At 50.8% G+C, this 25520-nt stretch carries 20 protein-coding genes; 10 read left to right on the top strand and 10 right to left on the bottom strand.

Features of this window, described 5'->3' with window-relative positions; genetic code table 11:
• Window positions 1-43 precede the first annotated feature (43 nt).
• From gspG to gspC, 5 genes are read right to left on the bottom strand one after another with little or no spacing between them, the layout of a single operon-like run.
• Window positions 44-478 (bottom strand): type II secretion system major pseudopilin GspG, encoded by a 435-nt coding sequence (gene gspG / locus C942_RS23335; protein ID WP_007471116.1) that lies wholly within the window; start codon window positions 476-478, stop codon window positions 44-46.
• 25 nt (window positions 479-503) lie between these two features.
• Window positions 504-1724, bottom strand: coding sequence for a type II secretion system inner membrane protein GspF (gene gspF / locus C942_RS23330; protein WP_007471114.1), 1221 nt, complete (start codon window positions 1722-1724; stop codon window positions 504-506).
• Window positions 1725-1727: 3 nt separating this feature from the next.
• Window positions 1728-3230 (bottom strand): type II secretion system ATPase GspE, encoded by a 1503-nt coding sequence (gspE, locus tag C942_RS23325; protein WP_007471112.1) that lies wholly within the window; start codon window positions 3228-3230, stop codon window positions 1728-1730.
• A 2-nt stretch (window positions 3231-3232) separates the two neighbouring features.
• On the bottom strand, window positions 3233-5242 hold the full coding sequence (gene gspD, locus C942_RS23320) for a type II secretion system secretin GspD (RefSeq protein ID WP_007471110.1): 2010 nt from the start codon (window positions 5240-5242) through the stop codon (window positions 3233-3235).
• A gap of 29 nt (window positions 5243-5271) precedes the next feature.
• Window positions 5272-6159 carry a type II secretion system protein GspC gene (gene gspC / locus C942_RS23315; protein WP_007471108.1) on the bottom strand — a complete coding sequence of 296 codons (888 nt, stop codon included), beginning with the start codon at window positions 6157-6159 and terminating at the stop codon, window positions 5272-5274.
• A gap of 289 nt (window positions 6160-6448) precedes the next feature.
• Here gspC and hslR point away from each other — a divergent pair, with 289 nt between their 5' ends.
• The 4 genes from hslR to C942_RS23295 all read left to right on the top strand — a co-directional run bounded on the left by hslR (window position 6449) and on the right by C942_RS23295 (window position 11927).
• Window positions 6449-6856 (top strand): ribosome-associated heat shock protein Hsp15, encoded by a 408-nt coding sequence (hslR, locus tag C942_RS23310; RefSeq protein WP_007471105.1) that lies wholly within the window; start codon window positions 6449-6451, stop codon window positions 6854-6856.
• 26 nt (window positions 6857-6882) lie between these two features.
• Complete coding sequence (gene hslO / locus C942_RS23305) at window positions 6883-7761, top strand: Hsp33 family molecular chaperone HslO (RefSeq protein WP_007471104.1); 879 nt, start codon at window positions 6883-6885, stop codon at window positions 7759-7761.
• A gap of 317 nt (window positions 7762-8078) precedes the next feature.
• Entirely contained in the window at window positions 8079-9710 is a 1632-nt protein-coding gene (pckA, locus tag C942_RS23300) for a phosphoenolpyruvate carboxykinase (ATP) (protein ID WP_007471102.1), read from the top strand.
• 171 nt (window positions 9711-9881) lie between these two features.
• The gene (locus C942_RS23295; protein ID WP_007471098.1) at window positions 9882-11927 is read left to right on the top strand and encodes an AsmA family protein; all 2046 of its coding nucleotides are present in this window, start codon (window positions 9882-9884) and stop codon (window positions 11925-11927) included.
• On the opposite strand, the gene C942_RS23290 is transcribed toward C942_RS23295, so the two are convergent.
• The 3 genes from C942_RS23290 to C942_RS23280 form a co-directional block, all read right to left on the bottom strand.
• On the bottom strand, window positions 11852-12775 hold the full coding sequence (locus tag C942_RS23290; RefSeq protein WP_036801625.1) for a bifunctional GNAT family N-acetyltransferase/hotdog fold thioesterase: 924 nt from the start codon (window positions 12773-12775) through the stop codon (window positions 11852-11854). The genes C942_RS23295 and C942_RS23290 overlap by 76 nt on opposite strands.
• Before the next feature lie 61 nt (window positions 12776-12836).
• Entirely contained in the window at window positions 12837-13274 is a 438-nt protein-coding gene (gene dtd / locus C942_RS23285) for a D-aminoacyl-tRNA deacylase (RefSeq protein WP_007471096.1), read from the bottom strand.
• Complete coding sequence (locus C942_RS23280) at window positions 13271-14212, bottom strand: virulence factor BrkB family protein (protein ID WP_007471095.1); 942 nt, start codon at window positions 14210-14212, stop codon at window positions 13271-13273. Before C942_RS23280 ends, dtd begins: the two co-directional genes overlap by 4 nt.
• Before the next feature lie 104 nt (window positions 14213-14316).
• Here C942_RS23280 and C942_RS23275 point away from each other — a divergent pair, with 104 nt between their 5' ends.
• Window positions 14317-14958: a DUF2959 domain-containing protein gene (locus C942_RS23275; RefSeq protein WP_007471093.1), complete on the top strand. Its 642-nt coding sequence runs from the start codon at window positions 14317-14319 to the stop codon at window positions 14956-14958.
• Here the strand turns inward: C942_RS23275 and C942_RS23270 are convergent.
• Both C942_RS23270 and typA read right to left on the bottom strand, forming a co-directional pair.
• Window positions 14955-15485 carry an AAA family ATPase gene (locus C942_RS23270; RefSeq protein WP_007471091.1) on the bottom strand — a complete coding sequence of 177 codons (531 nt, stop codon included), beginning with the start codon at window positions 15483-15485 and terminating at the stop codon, window positions 14955-14957. The genes C942_RS23275 and C942_RS23270 overlap by 4 nt on opposite strands.
• Before the next feature lie 90 nt (window positions 15486-15575).
• Entirely contained in the window at window positions 15576-17405 is a 1830-nt protein-coding gene (gene typA / locus C942_RS23265) for a translational GTPase TypA (protein WP_007471089.1), read from the bottom strand.
• Between the two features lie 563 nt (window positions 17406-17968).
• Here typA and glnA point away from each other — a divergent pair.
• The 5 genes from glnA to C942_RS23240 all read left to right on the top strand — a co-directional run bounded on the left by glnA (window position 17969) and on the right by C942_RS23240 (window position 25418).
• The gene (gene glnA, locus C942_RS23260; protein WP_007471086.1) at window positions 17969-19378 is read left to right on the top strand and encodes a glutamate--ammonia ligase; all 1410 of its coding nucleotides are present in this window, start codon (window positions 17969-17971) and stop codon (window positions 19376-19378) included.
• Window positions 19379-19502: 124 nt separating this feature from the next.
• Entirely contained in the window at window positions 19503-20072 is a 570-nt protein-coding gene (locus C942_RS23255; protein ID WP_007471084.1) for a DUF4124 domain-containing protein, read from the top strand.
• Between the two features lie 124 nt (window positions 20073-20196).
• A complete protein-coding gene (glnL, locus tag C942_RS23250) occupies window positions 20197-21246 on the top strand; it encodes a nitrogen regulation protein NR(II) (protein WP_007471083.1) in 1050 nt (349 codons plus the stop codon).
• A 55-nt stretch (window positions 21247-21301) separates the two neighbouring features.
• Complete coding sequence (gene glnG / locus C942_RS23245; RefSeq protein ID WP_007471082.1) at window positions 21302-22717, top strand: nitrogen regulation protein NR(I); 1416 nt, start codon at window positions 21302-21304, stop codon at window positions 22715-22717.
• A gap of 178 nt (window positions 22718-22895) precedes the next feature.
• Complete coding sequence (locus tag C942_RS23240; RefSeq protein WP_036801611.1) at window positions 22896-25418, top strand: bifunctional diguanylate cyclase/phosphodiesterase; 2523 nt, start codon at window positions 22896-22898, stop codon at window positions 25416-25418.
• The last annotated feature ends 102 nt before the right edge of the window (window positions 25419-25520 follow it).

Raw genomic sequence — 25520 nt, 5'->3', positions numbered from 1 at the left:
GCCTCTGGCAATGAAAGGCGACCTTCAGGGCCGCCTGTCACTGTTATCGGTCATGCATGTTCCAGTTACCGATGTCAGCATTCACGCCGTCACCGCCTTCCTGACCATCAGCACCCAGGCTGAAGATATCTACTGCGCCATGCTCGCCCGGCATCACATAGTTATACTCGTAACCCCAAGGGTCTTTTGGCAGACGCTTGATGTAGCCGCCATCCTGGTAGTTGCGAGGTTCAGGGCTTGCTGAAGGCTTGGTTACCAGTGCATCCAGACCCTGGTCTGTGCTCGGGTACACGCTGTTGTCCAGCTTGTACATGTCCAGTGCCTGCTCCAGAGCACTGATGTCAGTAACGACTTTCTGTTGATCCGCTTTTTCCTTGTTACCCAGCAGGTTTGGCACAACCAGGCTGGCCAGCACCCCCAGGATCACGATCACTACCATTACTTCCAGCAGCGTAAAGCCGCGTTGTTTGCGTTGCATTGAAAAAACCTCCAAAGGAAAAAAACTACATACCGACCATGTTGTTAAGAGCAATAATCGGCATCAGGGTGGCCACTACGATAAACATGACGATGCCAGCCATCGCGACAATTAACAAAGGTTCGAAAATACCCAGAGCCATATTTACCAGCGACTCGAAATCACGGTCCTGGTTGTCAGCTGCCCGGGTTAACATCTGCTCGAGTTCGCCACTGCGCTCGCCACTGGCGATCATATGCAGCATCATCGGCGGGAATAATTTGGTCTGCTCAAGGGATACCCGAAGACTGGCGCCTTCCCGTACCTTATCCGCAGCTTCAAGCACCTGTTTGTTCACCCAGGTGTTGGTCATCACATCTGATGCGACTTTCATCCCTTCCAGCAAGGGAATGGCACTGGAAGTACAGATCGAAAGGGTGCGGGCAAAACGTGAGGTACTCAGGCCACGGGCCACTTTGCCAATCACCGGCAGTCCCATAACCCAGCGATCCCATCGCATGCGAAAGTCCGGCTTTCTCAGCGCAGCTTTCAGCAACAGAATCAGCACCGCAATGGCTAACACAACCGCCAGCCCCCAGTTCTGAACAAAATCACTGGCAACCAGCAGCACTTCGGTAATCGTCGGTAACTGCTGTCCCATCTGGACAAACTGATCGACAATCTTCGGCACCACGGTCGCAAGCAGAAACGACACCACACCCACGGCAACCAGAGTCAGCATGGTCGGGTAAATCATTGCCTGCTGCAGTTTGCTGCGCATTTGTTGACGGTTTTCGGTGTAATCCGCCAGACGATTAAGCACGGTATCAAGGTGACCGGATTTTTCACCGGCCGCCACCATGGCACGAAACAGCTGATCAAAGATATGCGGATATTCGGCCATGCTGTCTGACAGGGTATAACCCTCAACCACCCGGGAGCGGACAGCCAGCAACATTTGCTTCAGTCGCGGCTTCTCACACTGCTCAGCGACCGCTTTAAGGCACTCTTCCAGCGGCATTGAAGCCTGAACCAGAGTTGCCAGCTGACGGGTGATCAATGACAGCTCTGTGGTACTGATCCCTCGACGCAGGCTGAAACCGGCAGAAGCCCGCTTCTGCTCACGCTCACGAGTCTGAACCACTTCAACCGGGATCATTCCCTGCTCGCGCAGTTGCTGACGTACCTGACGGGCATTATCCCCTTCAAGTACCCCTTTCTTCTGCCGCCCTTTGGCATCGAGAGCTTTATATTCAAATGCCGCCATTTATCAGCCCTCCCTGGTTACCCGCATTACTTCCTCAAGGGTCGTAATACCGGCTTTGGCTTTCGCCAGGCCATCATCACGGATGCTCGGAGTATGGCCGCGAATGGCTTTCTCGATAGCCAGCTCACCCACTTCTGCGTGGATCAGCTCCTGAACCTTTTCATCTACCAGCAACAGCTCATGGATACCGGTTCGGCCACGATAGCCCTTGTTATTGCATTCCTCACAACCTTTAGCCCGATACAAAGTCAGCGGCGCATCAGCAGGCAAACCAAACAGACGTTTCTGCTCAGTTGACGCTTCATATGGTTCACGACAGTGTTTACATAAAGTACGGACCAGACGCTGGGCCAGTACGCCCAACAGGGATGAAGACACTAGGAATGGCTCAATACCCATATCTCGCAGACGGGTGATCGCACCCACCGCGGTATTGGTGTGCAGGGTAGACAGTACCATGTGACCAGTCAGAGATGCCTGAACCGCAATCGAGGCGGTTTCAAGGTCACGGATCTCACCAACCATCACCACATCCGGGTCCTGACGCAAAATCGCGCGCAAGCCTCGGGCAAAAGTCATGTCTACCTTAGAGTTCACCTGCGTCTGGCCGATACCGTCGATATCGAATTCAATAGGGTCTTCCACCGTCAGGATATTACGTTCCTTACCGTTCAGCTCCTGCAAACCGGCATACAGTGTGGTCGACTTACCGGAACCGGTCGGACCGGTCACCAGAATGATACCGTGAGGGCGTTCGATGATATGCCTGAAGCTCTCATGGTTGGTGTCAGTCATACCCAGACTGTGCAGGTCAAGGCGGGTCGCGTTCTTATCGAGCAGACGAAGCACCACACGCTCACCGTGTGATGACGGCATCGTCGACACACGCACATCAACCGCGCGGCCACCGATACGCAGGGAAATACGGCCATCCTGCGGCACACGTTTCTCTGCGATATCCAGCCTTGCCATAACCTTGATACGTGACACCAGCAACGGTGCCAGCTTGCGGTTCGGCTGCAACACTTCACGCAATACGCCATCGACCCGGAAACGGATCGACAGGGATTTTTCGAAGGTTTCAATGTGGATATCCGATGCAGCCTCTTTAATCGCTTCGGCCAGCATGGCATTAATCAGCTTGATAATTGGCGCGTCGTCTTCTGACTCAAGCAAGTCTTCCGATTCCGGCAGATCTTCAGCCAACGAGAAAAAATCATCACTGTCTGAACCCAAATCTTCCATCAGCTGACGCGCTTCGGACGAATCACGCTGATACACTTCCGTCAGCTTAAGCTCGAACTCTTTTTCTGCCAGCTCCTGAGGAACAAACGCCCCACCGGAAGCCCGACGGACTTCCGCCAGGACGGCCGCATTCAGCGAACCGGTAAAGAACAGTGTCAAACCTTGCTCTGCCTGCTCCAGTACCACCCGGTGACGCCTTGCAAACGAGAAAGGCAGACGAAACAGGGACAGAATTTCACCGGCCTGGTTATCTGCTTCCATGATTATTTCTCCAGCTGAGCGACAAAGGCACGAACTTCTGCCGGCAGAGAAATATCGTCACCATATTTAGGCAGAATCGGCAACTCAGCATCCGGCATCAGGCGCAGACCTTGGTCAGCCCTATACAACTGCTCAGCACGAATATAGTTATACTTGCGCTGAGTAATACCATCGGCAGTCATGCCATCACGAATAATGGTCGGTTTGATGAACACCATCAGGTTGGTTTTACCTTTACTGGTCGTTGTCGACTTGAACAGATGGCCAAGAATCGGGATATCGCCCAAAATCGGGATCTTCTGCTCATTCTCGTTCACTTCCTCAGAAATCAGGCCGCCCAGGACAATCATTTGTTTATCCTGAACCAGAACCGAGGTTGTAAGCTGACGCTTGGAAAAACGTACATCCACAGCACCTTCTGCACCCAGTACATTGGATACTTCCTGCTCAATTTTCAGCTGAACCGAATCACCTTCGTTAATTTGCGGGGTAACATTAAGCTTAATACCCACTTCCTTACGCTCAACGGTCTGGAACGGGTTGTCGTTATTCGAGCTTGAAGTCGAGCCAGTGACGACCGGCACTTCCTGGCCAACAATAAACGAAGCTTCGCCGTTATCCATCACGGTAATGCTCGGCGATGACAGAATGTTGGAATTACGATCGGTTGCCACTGCATTCACCAGTGCCGTCCAGTCACCCATCACGATACCAAGCGCGGTGCCATTCACTTTGCCAAGAACATTACCAAGAGTAGTAAAGTCGCCACTTTCAGTAATTTCCACATCAACAGGATTGCCATTGGAATCAAGACGCTGTTCGGTTCTTGTCTTTTCCTGAGCATCCTCTAGTCCAATAGCATATTGGCTAATAGGAATACCTGAGTTACTGAACTGAACCACACCAGAATCCAGTGAGCCCCACTGAACACCAAATTGGGCACCATCACCTTCAGTCATTTCAACAATCATCGCTTCGATCAGTACCTGAGCTCGGCGGATATCCAGCTGAGAAATAATGTTTTCCAGCGCACGCATAATATCCGGCGGCGCAGTCAGGATCAGGGAGTTAGTATCAACGTGAGCCGAAATCATCACCTCGTTCTTCTTAGAAGATGATGATTTGCTGCCTTGCTTTTCAGCCTGCAGGTTTTCAGACACCCCTTTCAGGACATCAACCATTTCTTCGGCATTGGCATATTTAAGATAAATAACTCGGTTGTTACCCGAGGTCGCCATTTCCTTATCCAACTGACGAATAAGACGCTTCAGACGGTTACGAACTTTAGGGTCACCCGATAGCAAAACAGCATTGGTGCGCTCATCGGCAACTAACTTAGGTTGCAGGAACTGAGGACGCGATTTTGCATCCGAGGTCTTATTCAATGCCTCAACAATACGGACCATTTCCGCTGCAGAGGCATTGTTCAGCTCAACAACATCAATTTCTTTGTCGCCAGCTCGGTCAACGCGTTCAATAATTTCTGCCAGACGATTAACCACCGCGGCACGGCCGGTGATCATAATAATGTTCGCCGGATCGTAGTGAACGACGTTACCGGCACCGGCATTGTCATTAAGCTGGCGCAGTAGTGGCGACAACTCACGAACCGATACATTGCGCACCGCAATCACGCGGGTCACAACTTCGTCACCTTTAATCTTGTCTTTCGCACCGACAACCGGAATAGCTGAGATCTTCGCATCTTTATCGCGAATAACCTTCAGCACACCGTTATCCATTTCTACGACAGCAAAACCATAAACTTCCAGTACATTCAGGAAGAACTGGTAATACTGTTCATCATTCAGCAAATCATAACTGCGAACATTGACCTGACCGCGGACAGCAGGATCAACGATAATCGTTTTCTGCAGATTGCGCCCTACAATATTAATGAATTCCTGAATATCGGTTCCTTTGAAGCTGGCACTGAAATCATTTGCCATTGCAGAACTGCATAGCAAAGTTCCGGCCAACCACAGGGCACTTTTACCCATCCATTTTTTCACAAAAAACTCCTGCGTTCTCTCGCGTGTAACTAGCGCAACTCAATATAAATATCGTGTAACTGGCCTTCCCGCTCTACCGTCAAAGTAAAGTCTGTAGCCTGTGACAATTCTGTCCATAACTTAGCCATGACCGTCGGATCCGTCAGGTCGTTGCCGTTAAGGCTGACAGCTAAATCATTAGCCTTAAGCCCGACCGAATCAAATAAGGCGCGCTGCTTGCCCGGATTAACCCGATATCCCACTAATTTTCCGTCCCGCTTAACCTGAGACAGACGAATATAACTGAACAGGGACTGAGGCTTTTCCAGAATCTCCTGCTTGATACGGCTCAGATCCGAAGATGCTGTCGGTCTTTTCACCTCTTTAATCGGTGGTAACGGGGTAAATTTGCGGCTCTTTTTGAATTCCTCACCATCCAGCATCAGGGTTTCATCACGTCCCTGATTGCGGATAATAACCCGGTCAACATACACAGCCTGCAAGGTGGCACGTGTACCGTCTATCGTCTCGTTGATACCATACGTATTCTGTTTGCCGCGGTTGGTAATCACCGCCAGGCTACTGTTGGTCGTAGAACTTGCTACCACACCAACCAAGGTGAGATTAAGGCGCGTAACCGGCGCATCTTGCTTCACCGGCTCTTTTTTAACGACAGGTGCATTCTGCTGATAGCGACCGAAAAGGTTCATATCCAAAACATCTGACATCTGAAAGCCTGATCGGTTCGATGTAGGGACAGAAACCTGCTTCGCCTGCCATGAAGACGGGGCTACCGCCGGCTGGACAACAGACCAGACCAAACGCCCCAGAGTCCATGCCAACATCACCACTAGCAACCAGGTTATCATGCGGGTGAGTGTGGTGACTGACATCGGGCGCTTAGCCTGAAGCAGGCCCAACCATTTTGCTGTAACCATTTTAAAATCCATAACCTTGTGGATGTAGTCTAGATACGGCGGCTTATGAGCCGGATCTGATAAGAATACCTGTTAGTCAAAAATAACGGCAGTCTTTTACTTATAAAAGATGAAATATACCAAAACAGATCACGTAAAAAACATATCTACTATCAATACAATAAGACATTATGGGGCAAATATGTTCCCTCTGCAGTTGAAATCTAGGGCCAATATCACCATTTACTAAAGCTGACGCTGTAATCGCATTGTGGTATTTTTAGCGCCCTTTATGGGCTAGGAGCACGTTATGGGCCAGAAATCATCAGATTCTGACACTCTCCAGGTACGTCTTGATAAATGGTTATGGGCAGCACGTTTTTATAAAACTCGCTCTATTGCCCGTAACATGGTCGACGGCGGCAAAGTGCACTATAACGGGCATCGAAGTAAACCAAGCAAGCTGGTCGAAGTCGGTGCAGAAGTCCGCCTGAGACAGGGCAACGACGAAAAAACCGTTATCATTGCCAAATTGTCCGGCACTCGCCGAGGCGCTCCTGAAGCCCAAACGCTATATCAGGAGACAGCCGAGAGCATCCAACAGCGCGAAGCACATGCAAAATTGCGCAAGCTCAATGCCTACGGTAACCCAAGCCCTGAAAAGCGTCCCGATAAGAAACAGCGACGCGATATAATTAAGTTTAAGAGCAGTAACTAAATTTTACCTGCCGGAGTATACAAAAGATGGCAAACGATAGTCTGTACCGTTACCTGTTTGACGGTGTATCTGTACGTGGTGAACTTGTTCAGCTGAACGAGACATATCAACAAATCATTTCCAGCAAGGAATACCCTGCTCCGGTTCAGCATCTGCTGGGTGAGCTGCTGGTTGCAACCAGCCTGCTGACTGCAACCCTGAAATTCGAAGGCTCAATCACTGTCCAGCTTCAAGGTGACGGCCCGGTAAAACTGGCAGTGATCAATGGCGACCACGATCAGAAGATGCGCGGCGTAGCACGTTGGGAAGGTGATGTACCGGCTGACGGTTCAATCCACGACCTGATCGGTAAGGGCCATATGGTAATTACCATTACCCCTAACCAAGGCGAGCGCTACCAGGGTGTGGTTGGTCTGGAAGGTGACAACCTGGCCAGCTGCCTTGAAGGTTACTTCGAAAACTCTGAGCAGCTGAAAACCCGCATCTGGCTTCGCACCGGTGAAATCGAAGGTCAGCCAAAAGCGGCCGGTATGCTGCTGCAGATCCTGCCTGACGAACAAGGCAGCGCAGAAGACTTCGAGCACCTGGAAAAACTGACAGAAACAGTGAAGAACGAAGAGCTTTTCAGCCTGGACGCACAGGAAGTCCTGTACCGCCTGTACCATCAGGAAACGGTTCAGCTGTTTGAACCTCAGGAAGTTACTTTCCACTGTGGTTGCTCCCGTGAGCGCAGTGCTTCAGCAATTGCATCAATTGATCGTAGCGAAGTGGAGCGCATCGTTACTGAAGAAGGTAAGGTCTCTCTGCACTGTGATTACTGTGGCACCAGCTACGACTTTGACAGCATTGATGTTGCAGCCCTGTTTGAAAATGCAGCAGCAAGCAGCAGCGATCAGGTTCATTAATTATCGCCACACATTAACACTGAAAGTTAATTACAAAAGCCGGAGTTGATCCGGCTTTTTTTACTTTTGCAGCACATAACCTCCTCCTTCCTGAAAGCAAATAACAGCTAACCCCCGCTTTTTTCAAGATAAATATTAAATCTGAGATCTAGCGCAATCGCTTTACATTCCCGTAAAATACTCACCCACAAAACCACTAAAACTTTTACTCCACCTTAACTTTTGGATGGTTAATTTTTGATTAATATCCCTGATTTAGCCCCTTAGGGTTGCTAGCATGGTCAACAGTTAAACAACATCTTACCCAAGGAGCACCTATGACTGTCATGAACGTCGAGAAAAAGGTTGCAAAACATATGGATCTGTCTAAATACGGTATCAAAAATGTTACAGAGGTAATTCGTAACCCATCTTACGAATTTCTGTTTGAGGAAGAGACCAAACCGGGCCTGGAAGGTTATGAAAAAGGTGTCGTAACAGAGCTTGGCTCTGTCGCTGTTGACACTGGTATCTTCACCGGCCGCTCACCAAAAGATAAGTTCATCGTTAAAGATGACACAACAAAAGATACCCTATGGTGGGCAGACCAAGGCAAAAACGATAACAAAGCCATTGGTCAGGAAGCGTGGAACGATCTGAAAGAGCTGGTTACTGAACAGCTGTCTGGCAAACGACTGTTTGTGATTGACGGTTACTGCGGTGCCAACCCTGATACCCGCCTGTGCATCCGTGTTATCACAGAAGTAGCATGGCAGGCGCACTTCGTGAAGAACATGTTCATCCGTCCAAGCGAAGAAGAGCTGGAAAACTTCGAGCCTGATTTCGTGGTGATGAACGGCGCCAAGTGCACCAACCCTAAGTGGGAAGAGCACAGCATGAACTCTGAAAACTTCACAGTGTTCAACCTGACTGAAAAGATGCAGCTAATTGGCGGCACCTGGTACGGCGGCGAAATGAAGAAGGGTATGTTCGCAATGATGAACTACTTCCTGCCGCTAAAAGACATCGCATCCATGCACTGCTCCGCTAACATGGGTGAGAATGGCGATGTTGCTGTCTTCTTCGGCCTGTCCGGTACCGGTAAAACAACCCTGTCGACAGATCCGAAGCGTGCCCTTATCGGTGATGATGAGCACGGCTGGGACGACAACGGCGTCTTTAACTTCGAAGGCGGCTGCTACGCGAAGACAATCAACCTGTCTAAAGAAGCTGAGCCGGATATCTACAACGCAATCCGCCGCGATGCACTGCTGGAAAACGTCACAGTTCGCGGTGACGGCTCAATCGACTTTGATGACAACTCGAAGACCGAAAACACCCGTGTGTCTTACCCTATCTACCACATCGAAAATATCGTGAAGCCGGTATCTAAGGGTGGACATGCAAACAAGGTGATCTTCCTGTCAGCTGATGCGTTCGGTGTTCTGCCTCCGGTTTCTAAACTGACTCCTGAACAAACCAAGTACCACTTCCTGTCTGGCTTTACTGCCAAGCTGGCCGGTACTGAGCGCGGCATCACTGAGCCGACTCCAACCTTCTCGGCCTGTTTCGGTAATGCCTTCCTGACACTGCACCCAACCAAGTACGCAGAAGTACTGGTTAAGCGCATGGAAGCCGCAGGCGCTGAAGCATACCTGGTTAACACCGGCTGGAACGGCAGCGGTAAGCGTATCTCTATCAAAGATACCCGCGGTATCATTGACGCCATCCTGGATGGTTCTATCGATAAAGCGGAAACCAAGCACATTCCAATCTTCAATCTGGAAGTACCAACTGCACTGCCAGGCGTAGATCCTGCCATCCTTGACCCTCGCGATACCTACACAGATCCTCTGCAGTGGGAAAGCAAGGCGAAAGACCTGGCTGAACGCTTCATCAATAACTTCGACAAGTACACAGATACTGACGAAGGTGCATCACTGGTTTCAGCTGGCCCTCAGTTGGACTAAACCATCACTCTGACGTTACTCGGCCCCTCTTATGAGGGGCCTTTTTTATATCGCCAACCAGCCCGACCAAAGTCAAAAACAGCTGATAAATAAAACAATCCGGCTTGCAGCCATAACCTTTTTCCGTCAAGTTATAACCTTCCTCCAACACACTCAGACAGGAAAGCGCCGATGCGTCTGGCCGGGAAACTCTCCGCAACTGTAATTGTCCTCTTGTTGCTTTGTCTCACTATCGTGCTGGCGTTGCTCCATACCCGGCATGCCACCAGCATTGTAACTTATGCGCTCAACACGTTTTCCCCTTACTCGGTAACCGCAAACGCCGTCAGTTACCACATTACCGATCCCTGGCACCTGACTGCCAGCGATATCCACTTCAAAGATCAGCACCAAAAGAGCGAAAACCTAAACGCCAAAGTTCTTCAGCTCTGGTTCTCACCGGGTAAGCTGCTTCAACCCGGCTGGCACTTTGACACCATACTGATAGACGGCCTTTCCCTGAGTGCAAATACCGAACAACCATCACTGCCAGAGTTGTATACCGACCGCCTGGCACTGACCAACTTCGACTGGCACAGCGCGCAGCTCAGCCTGGAAAACAGTAAATTGCAACTGGATAACTGGCAGAATAGGCCGGACTCAGGACAAACCTTCAACGGAGATTTTCAGCTGGCTGCAGACCAGTTAGCCTGGCAGGGCATCAAGCTCAATGAAGTCCTGCTCGACGGTGACTACAAACCAAACAGCGATACGCAGCCGCAATGGACACTGTACGGCTTTTCTTTTGACTGGCAGCAGGCCAGCTTTAATGGTCAGGCCGAATATATCGAACAGGATGACGCCCTGATCCTGCACCAGCTGACAGTCTCCGATTTAAAACTGCACCACAGTGAATCACTCAACAGCCAATGGCTTGAACAACAAACTCGCTCACTACAGCTTCCACAAACAATTGAGATTCGCCGCCTGGATATCTTAGACAGCAGTTTTGAACAGCCACAGCTGAGCTTAAACCACACTAACCTATCGCTACAAAACTGGCATTGGCCAGCCGATCACTGGCACCAACAGGATGCCCGCTTTTCCCTCAGTGCCGACAGCCTGCGCTGGCACGATACCGTAATGGATGCCCCCCTGGCTGAGCTGGCTTTTTCCCCGGAACAAATCGTCATCGAAGGTGCATCTGCCAAAGCCCTTGAAGGTTATGTCCAAACCGATGGCACACTGACTCCAGACACCCTGGCCCTGAACCAGCTGACGCTGAACAGCATCAAGTGGTTCCTGCCTGAAAACTGGCCTGAGTTAATCAAGAAAACCAGCCAGCATTTTGACAATATCCAACTGGCAGCTCTGGATATCGGCTATGCCCAAGTTACTGACACCGCTCCCGGCCGACATTTCCAATTCTCGGATCTCAACGTTAGTGGCCATGACCTGCTCCTTAAACATGAAGGACAAGCTGGTTTATGGCAGGGTGAACTGACCGCCAGCAGCGGTTTTGCCAGTATCAAGACAGTGAGTATGGTGGAACCCTTAATCACCATGCGCAGCCAGGAAGGACAGTGGCAGCTGAGCGAACTGATTGTGCCGTTCAAAAATAGCGGATTACTGTCAGCCAATGGCAAAATTAACCTGCAACAGGAAGGTCAACCGTGGCAACTTGAGCTGACCACTGACAGTATGCCTGTCAGCGTGCTGCCTCAGTGGCTCAACCTGCCTCTTCCCCTTGGCGGAAATATGGATATAGAACTGACTGCAAATGGCCTCGGCCAGCATGCAACCAGTCTGGCCTACAGCTTAGAAGGCGAGTTGAAAGGACAATTCCGCCAGCTTCAGCTCAGCCAACAAAAAACGAAACAAATATGGCAGCAATGGAGTGGGAGCAGAACAGAGCAGCACAGTGGAAAAGACACTATGTCAAAAACCGACATTGAGGAAACTAAGCCTTTCTCCGTTAGCGCCAACCAACTGCACGTTCAGGCAGAACGAGGAAAGATCAAACTGGCGCCGATATCACTGCAAAGCCGAGGCTTTACGGCAACATTGCAAGGTAACTGGGATTTAGCCAAACCCAACGGCAAACAAGTGAAGTTGCAGGCAAGTCAGGGCTGCCTGCAACTGAAAAAAGAATGGCGGGGCAATCAGAAACAGGTTTTACAGTCGTCACCCTGCGACGGTAACAACATAAAAGTGCCAGTGAAAACAGACGCCAGCTGATCACCACTATAAACACCGGCTTCAACAATAACGCGGCCCTTTCGACCACTGGCCAGTCGGTCCAGATCCCCCTGAAGGCTTTCAATGGTGGCTACCGCTCGCGGGCGCTCTTTGACCGGTGCGACATAACGGATACGGCTGTCAGCCAGCACAATATCGGCTTTGAGCTTGCGCTCTTTCAACAACATCCAAACAAATCCCCAACCCGCCAGTGTCGCCATGGTAAAAATACTGCCGGCGAACATGGTCTCAGAAGGGTTAAGGTTGGCATTGATCAGGGCACTAACCTCAAAGCGGTAACCGGTATACTGGCTGATCCTGACCCCCATCTTTTCACTGATCGGGATCTGAAACTGCCATAACTCCTGCAGCTCCTGACACCACTCGGGATGGCGAAGCACACCAGTCATCGGCTTGAGGTGTTTTAGCATCTGCTGGTGCTGCACCGGACCGCGCTCTTCACTCAGCTCTCCCTCACTGGAAAAGCCATGACTGAGGTAGAAAGGAATGGCATCTTCGCGGGCATTACAGACCAGGCGCTTGGCACCTTCCTGACGGGCCAGCGATTCCAGCGCCATCAACACAATCGCCCCCATCCCCTGATGACGATAATCCGGATGCACCGCCATGAAACGGATCTGGCCGTCATTATCCGGCGTCATGTACAGGCGGCCAATGGCTATGCTTTCACCGTTATCACCGACAACCATCCGGTGACAGCTCATCTCATCGTAGGCATCCCGCTCCGAGCCGGCCGGCATATGCCAAGGCTCTCGCAACATCTGCCAGCGAAAATGGTAATACTGAGCCAATTCACTCTCAGTCTGCGGGGTGATCAATCGAAACATGCCATCCATCTCCACTGTTATTGAGGCCCGGCTCCCTGAGCACTCATTGCCGGGGTAGCCGTTAAACCTGCAGCCAGAAAGTCACCGGGCCGTCGTTCAGCAGGGCAACCTTCATATCGGCAGCAAAGATGCCGGTTTCGGTCTTGATATCTTTGGCCTTACAACATTCGACAAAATATTCGTACAGACGTTCCGCATCCGCCGGAGCCGCGCCCGACGAGAAGCTCGGGCGCATCCCTTTCTTGGTATCCGCAGCTAGCGTGAACTGGGAAACAACAAGAACGCTGCCACCGGCCTGCTGAACATTCAGGTTCATCTTGCCTTCGTCATCTTCAAAAATCCGGTAGCCCAGCACGCGATCCCGCAGGCGTTGCGCTTTTGCCTCATCATCGTCTTTCTCGACACCCAGCAGTACTAACAAGCCCTTGCCGATAGCCCCTGTTACCTTTCCGTCGACAGTTACACTGGCTTCACTCACTCGCTGAATAAGCGCAATCATTCCCCTGGCTCCTTTGTTTCATGGTTTTCTTTACTTACTTGCTGCTCGAGACGATTTTCCGAATCCACCTCAGCCTGCACCTTAGGCTGCCAGTGTACACGTTCACCGAGGCTGGCGGTAATTTCAGCGCCCAACAACACGATACACCAGCACAGGTACACCCAAACAAACAGGATAGGGATCACCGCCAAAGCGCCGTAAATCACCTGATAAGAAGGGAAGTTAGTAATATAAAGCGCAAAGCCCTTCTTACTCAGCTCAAACAGGGTACTGGCAAACAGCGCCCCGACCAGGGCATGGTGAAAACGCACTTTAATATTCGGCACCAGCAGGTAAAGCCCGAGGAACGCACTGCTGGACATAATGACCGGCAACGCACGCAGGGTTTGCTGGAACAGGCCGTGAACCGCTTCACTTTCGAGCAGATTAAGCGAGCCGAGATAAGAACTGACCGCAATGCTGGTACCGACCAGTATCGGCCCTAGCGTCAACACCATCCAATAGATAGAAAATGAAATCATCGGGCGGCGCTTTTCATGCACCCGGAAGATAAAATTGAGTGCCCGATCGATCGATGAAATCAGCATCAGCGCCACCACAAATAATGCGCCGATACCAACTGCCGTCATCTTTCCCGCATTAGCGACAAACTCATTGAGGTACTGCTTAACCACTTCACCTGCCGCCGGAACAAAGTTCTCAATAACAAAATTTTGCAGCAGTTCCCCCAAGCCGGCAAACACCGGGAAGGTCGACAAAGCGGATAAAACCACGGTCAGTAATGGCACTAAAGACAGCAAAGTGACATAAGCCATCGACCCGGCTGCCACTGTCAGGCGGTCATGCCCGATCCGCCGGCGCAGATATTTGATATACGCAAACCCAATAGCCAGATATTGCTGCCAAGACAGCTTGCCTGTTATCTTTTTGTCAGCCATAGTCTCTACAAATTTATTTATCTGTTTTTATAGTCAAAATAGTTGGTCCGGCGGCAGATAACAAACGCCACCCAACCCTTTCTAAACGAATTCAGGAGCCAGTTATGCCTTATCTGCTCGTTGCCATGCTCAGCCTTACCCTATTGTCCGGATGCCAAAGTGCCTATTACTCAGCGATGGAATCAGTCGGGATCCATAAACGTGAGATCATGGTCGACCGGGTTGAAGAAGCCAATGAAGCCCAGCAGGATGCCCAGCAACAGTTCACCAGCGCCTTAGACGCCCTCAAATCCCTAACTCAGTTTGACGGCGGCGAACTGGAAGACATGTACAACCGCATCAATGACCAGTATGAAGCCAGCAATGATGCTGCCGAGAAAGTCAGCAGCCGTATTGCAGCCATTGAGGATGTCGCTGATGCCCTGTTTGATGAGTGGCAGGATGAACTGTCCCTTTACACCAGCAGCAAGCTCAAGCGCGACAGCGAGCGTAAGCTCAATAATACCAAGGCTTCCTATAAGCGAATGCTGAGTGCCATGCACCGTGCAGAACAGAAAATGACGCCGGTCCTTAATACCCTGCGCGACAACACCCTGTACCTGAAGCATAACCTTAATGCTGCCGCTATCGGCGATCTACAAGGCGAATTCAACACCCTGCAGCATGACATTGAGCGCGCGATCGGAGATATGGAAAACGCTATTGCCGAATCAGAACGCTTCATCTCCCAGCTAAAACAAGCTTAACCTTGCGCAAGACGGGTCAGCACCCAGCCGGCCCGCTCTTCCACGCTTCCCCACGGCACTTCTGCAACTTCATAACCCAGTCCCTGATAAGTTGCCACCAACTGATGATGGATCTGCTCGGCCTCTTCAAAACTGTGGGGGCGTTCTTCATCCTGAGCATAAATATCACGGTGAGGAGCACAAAAGAAAACAACCGGATAGTAACCTTGGGCGGCTTCTCGATAATCAGGTGTCACCACCTCGCCTCCGACAGCCAGATAGGCACAGATATCACCAATCGCCCGATCTACAAACGCAAGCTGAGTCTCGACACAAGCCTGGTCACGCTGTTGTGACATCATATCCAGACACAGTTCAGCAAAACGCGGTAAATCTGTCCACGGCAGAACGCCGTCTGCCAGCTGCGACTGCTGCCGGATCAGGGTTCGGGAAACTTCCGGGAATGTCAGAAAGCCCTGCTCCCCCAACGCATTCATTAAAGTCGTTTTCCCTGCACCGGGCCCGCCGGTAATAATAATGGGTTGCATCGCCCAATCCTTGTTTTCCATGCTTCAGATACAACAATCCCCCCATGGTAGCACCGATGGGGGGATTGATTAACGTTCAGCAGTCAGCGATTATTTCGCAGTACGGCTTGCACGTTTACGATCGTTTTCAGTAAGCAGTTTCTTACGGATACGAATGTTTTCAGGTGTAACTTCTACCAGCTCGTCATCATCGATGAACTCAAGCGCCTGCTCCAGAGTGTACTTAATTGCAGGAGAAAGAACCTGAGCTTCATCAGTACCAGAAGCACGAACGTTAGTCAGCTGCTTACCTTTCAGACAGTTTACTGTCAGATCGTTAGAACGGTTGTGAATACCGATGATCTGACCTTCGTAAACTTCGTCCGCGTGCTCAGTGAACAGACGGCCACGCTCCTGCAGGTTGAACAGTGCGTAAGTCAGTGCTTTACCTGTTGCGTTTGAGATTAGCACACCGTTGTTACGCTGACCGATAGTACCACCTTTGTGTGGGCCGTAGTGATCAAACGTATGGTAAAGAAGGCCAGAACCTGAAGTCAGGGTCATGAACTCAGTTTGGAAACCAATCAGGCCACGAGATGGCATGATGAAGTCCATACGAACACGGCCTTTACCGTCTGGTGCCATGTCTTTCAGTTCACCTTTACGCAGACCGATGTTCTCCATGATGCCACCTTGGTGCTCTTCTAGCACGTCGATAGTTACCACTTCGAACGGTTCCATTAGCTGACCATCTTCTTCTTTGATGATTACTTCCGGACGCGATACTGCAAGTTCAAAACCTTCACGACGCATGTTTTCGATCAGGATAGACAGGTGAAGTTCACCACGACCTGATACACGGAATTTATCCGGGTCTTCAGTTTCTTCAACACGCAGGGCAACGTTGTGTACCAGCTCTTTCTGCAGACGCTCAAGGATGTTACGTGAAGTTACGAACTTACCTTCTTTACCTGCAAACGGAGAAGTGTTTACCTGGAACGTCATGGTTACTGTTGGTTCATCAACAGACAGAGCAGGCAGGGCTTCTACTGCGTTCACGTCACAGATAGTGTCAGAGATTTTCAGCTCACCAAGGCCTGTAATTGCAATGATGTCACCGGCAGTTGCTTCTTCAACTTCGTGACGCTCAAGACCAAGGTAACCAAGAACAGTACCTACTTTACCGTTACGGGTCTTACCGTCAGCACCAACAACAGTTACCTGCTGGTTTGGCTTAACAGAACCGCGGGTTACACGGCCAACACCGATAACACCTACGTAAGAGCTGTAGTCAAGCTGAGAAATCTGCATCTGCAGAGAACCGTCAACGTCAACATCAGGAGCCGCTACGTTATCAACGATAGCCTGGAACAGCGGTTCCATGTTCTCGCCAGTTTCGCCTTCTTCCTGTGTTGCCCAGCCGTTCAGTGCCGATGCGTAAACTACCTGGAAGTCCAGCTGTTCGTCAGTTGCACCCAGGTTGTCGAACAGATCGAATACCTGATCCATTACCCAGTCAGGGCGTGCGCCAGGACGGTCGATTTTGTTGATAACAACGATTGGCTTCAGGCCGTGAGCGAATGCTTTCTGGGTTACGAAGCGAGTCTGTGGCATTGGGCCGTCAACGGCATCAACGATAAGCAGAACAGAGTCAACCATAGACATGATACGCTCAACTTCACCACCGAAATCGGCGTGTCCCGGAGTATCTACGATATTGATGTGGTAATCATTCCAGTTAATCGCTGTGTTCTTCGCAAGAATGGTAATACCACGCTCTTTTTCGATGTCGTTGGAATCCATTACGCGTTCTTCAACTTCACCGCGAGACTCTAACGTGCCAGACTGCTGAAGCAGTTTGTCAACCAGGGTGGTTTTACCGTGGTCAACGTGCGCAATGATTGCGATATTTCTTAGTTTATCGATCTGTGGATTTGACATGTGTTTTACATTCACTCAGAACATGCAGCGACCGGATGGCAGCTACTTGGTTAAAAAAACGGCTCATAATCTAACAGATTTTACGTCAAAACCCACGAAATATGTGATTTATATCACCAGCTTTTTTCATACTCAGCGTCAACCAGTGAAAACAGGGACATTTTTGGCTACTCCCGCCCCTGTTTCCCGCTTCAATTCTGCTTGTTTTTATCCGCAATAACTCACCAGCTCTGAAGTAAAACCTTCCTGCTCTGAATTGCCTTCAGCCTAATATTGCTGGCGGATAATAATGCATCGACAGATTGACATTATGCTGGCCCGGGCTAATAGTAAAAGCGCACCAATAAGGTGAAGACGCCTCACCTTGCACCATAACAGTGCGGTCATTCACCAAAACAGTGCAGAAAAAGGAATGATTTAGCCTGCCAATCCCCATTTTTGGGCGATTTAGCAGCTTTTTACAGTTGGCACGGTTTTAGCAAAGACTATTTCAGATGAACGACAACCCCGTTCGAAATATTTTTGCGGCCAGTTGCCCAACCTAACACCGGAGGTTACTCAAGATGTCAGTAGAAAACGTACTAGCGCTGATCCAGGAAAACGAAGTTAAGTTTGTAGACCTACGCTTTACCGACACTAAAGGTAAAGAACAGCACATCTCTATCCCAGCCCACCAAATCGATGCCGACTTCTTTGAAGAAGGTAAGATGTTCGACGGCTCTTCGGTTGCTGGCTGGAAAGGTATCAACGAGTCAGACATGGTAATGATGCCGGATGCTGCAAGCGCAGTACTTGACCCGTTCACCGAAGATGCCACGCTGAATCTCCGCTGTGACATCCTAGAACCTTCTACTATGCAAGGTTACGACCGTGACCCACGCTCTATTGCTAAGCGTGCAGAAGATCACATGCGTGCAATTGGCATTGCCGACACAGTACTTATCGGCCCAGAGCCAGAATTCTTCCTGTTTGACGATGTGAAGTTCGCTACTGATATGTCAGGTTCTTTCTTCAAGATTGATGACGTGGAAGCGGCATGGAATACAGGCAGCGACTTTGAAGGCGGTAACAAAGGCCACCGCCCTGGCGTGAAAGGCGGTTACTTCCCGGTAGCACCGGTTGACTCATCACAGGACATCCGTTCTGCTATGTGTCTGGTTATGGAAGAAATGGGTCTGGTTGTTGAGGCGCACCACCACGAAGTGGCGACAGCAGGCCAGAACGAGATCGCGACCCGTTTCAACACCCTTACAGCGAAAGCTGACGAAATCCAGATCTACAAGTATGTGGTTCACAACGTAGCTCACGCTTTCGGCAAGACAGCGACCTTTATGCCTAAGCCACTGGTTGGCGACAACGGCTCAGGTATGCACGTTCACCAGTCACTGGCGAAAGACGGTAAGAACCTGTTCGCAGGCGACAAGTACGGCGGTCTGTCTGAAACAGCGCTTTACTACATCGGCGGTATCATCAAGCACGCACGTGCAATCAACGCCTTTGCCAATGCTTCAACAAACTCATACAAGCGTCTGGTTCCTGGTTTCGAAGCACCGGTTATGCTGGCTTACTCTGCCCGTAACCGTTCAGCGTCAATCCGTATCCCAGTGGTACCAAGCCCTAAAGCACGCCGTATCGAAGTTCGCTTCCCGGACCCAACAGCAAACCCATACCTGGCGTTTGCTGCCATGCTGATGGCTGGTCTTGACGGTATCCAGAACAAGATCCACCCGGGCGAAGCAATGGATAAAGACCTGTACGACCTGCCAGCAGAAGAAGCAGCGGAAATCCCGACTGTTGCTGAATCACTGCAGGGCGCACTACAGGCTCTGAACGAAGACCGTGAGTTCCTGACAGCTGGCGGCGTATTCTCTGATGATTTCATCGACTCTTACATTGAGCTGAAATCTCAGGATGTTGAGAAAATCAACATGACTACGCACCCACTTGAGTTCGAACTTTACTACTCAGTATAAGCAACTGATAAATAAGTTAACCATTAAGATTAAGGCCTGCTTCACAAGCAGGCCTTTTTGCTCTTGCCGTCCGGCTTCAGGCAGATAACTTTACTCCTACCTGTAACCAGCCAAGACCATATCCATGAAGTCATCTCGCCTGTTCATCCTAACCATTCTCCTTACCAGCCTGTTTTCGATAACAACGGTTCAGGCGTCAACCATCTACACCTGGGAAGATGAAAAAGGCGTGGTGCATTTTTCTGATCAGCCCCGCCCCGGTGCAGATACCATTAATCTCAACATCCCCGAACCCAGTAATAGCAAGGCTAATAGCGCAGATAAATCGCAGACGACCAATCCCCAGCCAGAGCAAACAAAAGAACCGGCTCTGCCAATTGCGACCATCAGTCTAATTTCGCCTCTTCACGAGCAAACTGTCCGCAACAATGAAGGGATAATCGATGTATCCGTAGTCAGTAACCGCAAACTAACCAAAGGCCACAATGCCCGTCTGCTGCTTGACGGCAAACCTTATGGCAGACCACAGACCAAGCTCAACTGGCAGCTTCATAACATAGACCGAGGCAGCCATACCCTTCAGGCTCAGTTACTTAAACACGGCAAGGTTATTGCATCATCAGATATGATCACTGTCTACCTGCACCGGGCATCAATACTCAACCGCCAGCCACCAGCGATAACACCCAAGTGATCTCCGGTCCGGCGCGATTTTTCATTCACGATAGCAGGCAGACAGGCTAAACTTGATTGCACCACTATGGTGCACTACTGGTTCATTGCACCAAACTGAACTAGCCCAGACAAGGATGATTATCGTGACTGCCGCTTTTACACCGCTAATTCTGGACAATCTGGTCACTGCAATTCTACTGCTTGATGAAGGGCTGACGATTCGTTATGTCAATCCGGCAGCCGAGCAACTGCTTTCCTACAGCAAACGTCGGCTCAACAATGCCTGTTTTCCGGATCTGTTGCAGCACTCTTCCATAGACCTTGCGCTGATCCAAGCCACCCTGCAAAGTGGTCAGGGGCTCGCTGACAGTGACGTTACCTTTGTCATTGACGGCAGACACTACACGGTAGAACTCAATGCCAGCCCGCTGTCCTGGCAGAAAGAGCTGCTTATCCTGCTTGAGCTCAAACCTATCGACCAGCAGCGCCGGATCAGTCAGGAGCTGAGTCAGCATGCCCAACAGCAGGCAGCCAGAGAGCTGGTACGCGGCCTGGCCCACGAAATCAAAAACCCGCTGGGCGGATTACGCGGAGCGGCCCAGTTGCTGGAAAAAACCCTGCCGGACCCGAGCTACAAAGAATATACCCAGATGATTATCGAGCAGGCCGACCGGCTGCGTAACTTGGTCGACCGGCTGCTGGGGCCTCAGCGCCCCGGCTCCCGACAGGTAGATAACATCCACGTGATCCTGGAAAAAGTACGTCAACTGGTCGCCATCGACAGCGGCAGCGATATTCACCTGCATCGCGACTACGACCCCAGCCTGCCAGACTTCACCATGGATCCGGAGCAGCTGGAACAGGCCATTCTCAATATTGTCAGCAATGCCGCCCAGGCCCTGCACCAAAACGGGGGCGGGAATATTACCCTGAAAACCCGTACTGCCCATCAGGCCCTGATCCACGGCAAGCGCTACCGGGTTGCCGCCAAAATCGACATCATTGATGACGGTCCGGGGATCCCGGGTGATATCCAAGACACCCTGTTCTACCCGATGGTAACAGGGCGTGAAGGCGGCACAGGACTAGGCCTATCAATAGCCCAGAACCTGATTGACCAGCATCAGGGGAAAATTGAAGTTATAAGCTGGCCAGGCCATACCAAATTCACTATCTACTTGCCGATAAAATAACAACCATGGCCAATTACCCTGAAGCCAACGGCATAATAGCCAGAGAGGACGAACTATGAGCAAAGGATTAATTTGGGTTGTCGACGATGACAGCTCCATTCGCTGGGTTCTGGAACGAACCCTTAATGCGGCAGGACTAAAATGTGAAACCTTTGCCAACGCCGACAGTGTACTGGAAGCACTGGAACGCAGCGTGCCGGACGTATTAGTATCTGACATTCGGATGCCGGGTACCGACGGCCTGGCCCTGCTCAAGTCGCTGCACCGGGATTACCCGTCACTGCCGGTGATAATCATGACAGCTCACTCGGATCTGGATGCCGCTGTTAACGCCTACCAGGAAGGGGCTTTTGAGTACCTGCCAAAACCCTTCGATATAGATGAAGCGGTCAGCCTGGTCGAGCGGGCCGTTACTCACAGCCAGGAGCAAAAACGTCAACAGCAACCGGAAACCAGTCCTCAGAATGCCCCGGAAATTATCGGTGAAGCACCGGCGATGCAGGAGGTTTTCCGTGCTATCGGCCGCCTGTCCCGCTCATCAATTTCAGTGCTGATCAACGGTGAGTCCGGTACCGGTAAAGAACTGGTAGCCCATGCCCTGCACCGCCACAGCCCGCGCAGCCATAAAGAGTTTATCGCCCTGAACATGGCGGCGATTCCTAAAGATCTAATTGAATCCGAGCTGTTCGGTCATGAAAAAGGCGCTTTCACCGGCGCCAACAGCGTCCGCCAGGGCCGCTTTGAACAAGCCAACGGCGGCACCCTGTTTTTAGATGAAATCGGCGATATGCCCCTCGATATCCAGACCCGCCTGCTGCGGGTACTGGCTGATGGTCAATTTTATCGGGTCGGCGGCCACTCGCCGGTTAATGTTGATGTCAGAATTATTGCCGCTACCCACCAGGATCTGGAAAGACTGGTTGCCAACGGCGACTTCCGTGAAGACTTGTTCCACCGTCTGAATGTCATCCGGATCCACCTACCAGCACTGAAAGACCGCCGCCAGGATATCCCGCAACTTACCCGGCATTTTCTGCAGCGTGCTTCTGACGAACTCGGCGTTGAGGTCAAAACTCTGCATCCGTCGACGGAAGATATCCTCACTGAACTCGACTGGCCGGGGAATGTGCGCCAACTGGAAAATACCTGTCGCTGGCTAACTGTAATGGCAAGTGGTAACGAAGTCCTGCCGACGGATCTGCCGACGGAATTGCTGACTCCCGACAGCAAAACAACCCAAGAGCAAGGGAACGGCCACTGGCACCACGCTCTCGAACAGTGGGCCAGGGATACCCTCAAGCAAGGTAACCAAAACCTTTTGGGTGAAGCCTTGCCGGAGTTTGAAAAAATCCTGCTGGAAACCGCACTGGAGTATACCCACGGCCATAAACAGGAAGCTGCGAGGTTGCTTGGCTGGGGCCGCAATACCCTGACCAGAAAACTCAAGGAACTCAATATTTCTGCTGAATAGCGAATACTCACTCAATGAAACCAGTAGAAGCGGTAAAGGAGATTATCGGCTTCTACTGACTCATCTCTCATTATTTGATCGCAATTCTTGTGATCAACAAAAGAGCGTTTGCATGTTTATATTATTTATCAGAATATTTGAGCATCAGAATTACAGTACGACGAACTGAGCTTCGACAATGCCCAGACCCCGCCTGATGACATTGCGCTTTGCGGTAATGGCACCGTTTACCCTGCTGATGGTACTGACCGTCGGGGTAATCGCTATTTCCCAACAAAACAGCTATGAACGCATGCTGACTGAAGTCAGCGGCAAGTTGCTCAGTTCCTATACGGCAAGTATCAGCAACGACCTGCGGGTATTTTTAGGCGATCCCTTCAACACCAACCTGACCATAGCCGACAGTATTCAGCGCCACCATCTTTATCAACCACCCAAACTAACCGGACTGGAAACCTATCTCAAAGATGCCATGGCCAGGCTGTACATACACCAGCCGCAAATCACAACCATCGGCTTCGGCAGCAAAGACAAATACTTCGTCGGTTACCGTAAAAATGACCAGCAATTATCCCTGATGCTGAAAGACTGGCGTACCGACAATCAACTTTATATTTTCAACGGTGCCAACCATTTTAGTTCCACCAGCCTGAAACTGGCAGGCTATGATCCGACAAACCGTCCCTGGTATCAGCCGTTTACCCGCAACCTCAAGCCCGGTTGGGCTGATGTCTACACCAACCAGGACGAAAATCTCAGCCTGACGATATCCGCCGTCAGCCCAGTGATTGATGATGAGAGCCAAGTCCTGCTCGGCATGATGGTAACCGACATAAACCTTAATCGTCTCAATGGCTTCTTAAACCGTGAAAGCCGGAATTTCTCAGGCAGTACCTACATCATTGACCGCCAGGGCAAACTGATCGCCAGCTCTGGACTGGCCCCCAATAACCAGCCCGTAACCCAGTTACCACAACCGGATGTCCTGATCTCCGCCAGTCTGAAAATCCTGACCCAACGTCAGCTGACAGAAACAGAAGTTGTCAGTGAATTTCAGTTCGAACATGATAAAACCCGTTATTTCAGCCGTATAACGCCTTATCGTGATGAGTTTGGCCTCGACTGGCAAATCGTTATGATCATGCCCGAAGAAAACCTGCTCGGTCACTTGCCTGAACAGCAAGAAACCGCTCTGTTGGCTGCTGCACTTATGGCGGGGCTTGGCCTGCTTATCGGCCTGTTTGTTATCAAACGGATCACCCAGCCGATAGCCGACATCGCCAAAGCTTCACAGACACTAAGTGAAAAAAACTGGGCCGTGGATGTCCGCCCGGCTCTCAGGCTTCAGGAAACCGATCAGTTGGCATCAGCCTTTACCGCCATGTCTGCCCGTCTTCAGCGCTCTTTCAATACTCTGAGAAGACAGGTGCTCTATGACGACCTGACCGGCCTGCTGAGCCGGGAAGGACTCATTGAGGCCACCAAAAACCCGAATGCCGAACACAATGCCACCCTGATACTGATTGACCTTAAAGCCTTCAGACATATCAATGACAGTATTGGCCATCTCAACGGCGATCAGCTGCTAGTCTCTGTCGCCTGCCGACTGGAAAATATCCAGCCCGACAATGCGCTGTTCGGTCGAGTCGGGCGGGATGAGTTTGCGATTCTGGTCTCAGGGATCAGTCAGCGAAGTGAAGCGGAGGTAATAGCCCGCCAATTACTGAGTACTTTCTACCTGCCATTTATCGTCAACGGTGTTGAAGTCATGGTATCCGCCAGTATCGGGGTTGTGCAGGGAATCCTGCCGCAGAGTGGTATGTCCGAATGGCTCCGTAATGCCAGCCTGGCGATCAATCACAATAAAGGACAGGATGATCAGCCAGTATGCTATTTCGAACCGAAAATGCTGGAAGCATCATTGGAAAAAACCCGGCTGGCAGCCGAACTCAACCGGGCACTGGAAAACCACGAACTGGAAGTTCACTTTCAGCCCCTGATCAGCCTGAGTGGCACAACAGTCTGTGGTGCAGAGGCTCTGGTTCGCTGGCGCAGTCCTTCTCGCGGGCTTGTTTCCCCAGCCCAGTTTATTCCGCTGGCCGAAGAAAACGGCATGATTGTCGAAATGGGCTATCAAATCCTGCACCAAGCCTGCCAGCAAACCCGACAGATGATTGAACAGGAAGACTGGTCACCGGATTTCATGTTGCATGTGAACGTCTCGGTCCGCCAGCTGATGCAGGCTAACTTTGCCGAACAGACCAAAGAGATACTGAAACAAACTAAGCTGCCGGCAACCAACCTGACCCTGGAGCTGACCGAGTCCCATTTGGTCAGCCGCCCTCAACAGGCAACCCAAGCCCTGCAAAAGCTACGTCAACTCGGGATCCATATTGCCATCGACGATTTCGGTACCGGCTACTCGTCGCTGGCTTACCTTACCCAGCTACCTTTCGACAGCCTGAAAATCGACCGCTCTTTTGTCAGCCAACTGACCGAAGGTGATAACTATTCCCCGGTAATCGCGGCCATCATTACTTTAGCCAATAATTTCAATGCCGATGTTGTGGCTGAAGGGGTTGAAACTCAGGCCCAGGCCGAGCAGCTGAAAAGCCTTGGCTGCCACTATGCTCAAGGGTTCTACTATGCCAGACCGCAGCCATTGAGCGAATGGCCGGTAGAACAGGATAGTCCTGTTTGATTTACGGCCAGTTATGTTGCCAGTGTTTTTAATAAAATATTTCACACAAAATTGACCAATTGATTATTTTTTGAGCGACAGCAATTCCATCTTGCCTGATTT

The organism is Photobacterium marinum (assembly GCF_000331515.1).
Classification (GTDB): domain Bacteria; phylum Pseudomonadota; class Gammaproteobacteria; order Enterobacterales; family Vibrionaceae; genus Photobacterium; species Photobacterium marinum.
Note: the sequence above shows the minus strand (reverse complement) of the source record. Positions and strands in the feature narration are given on the sequence as shown.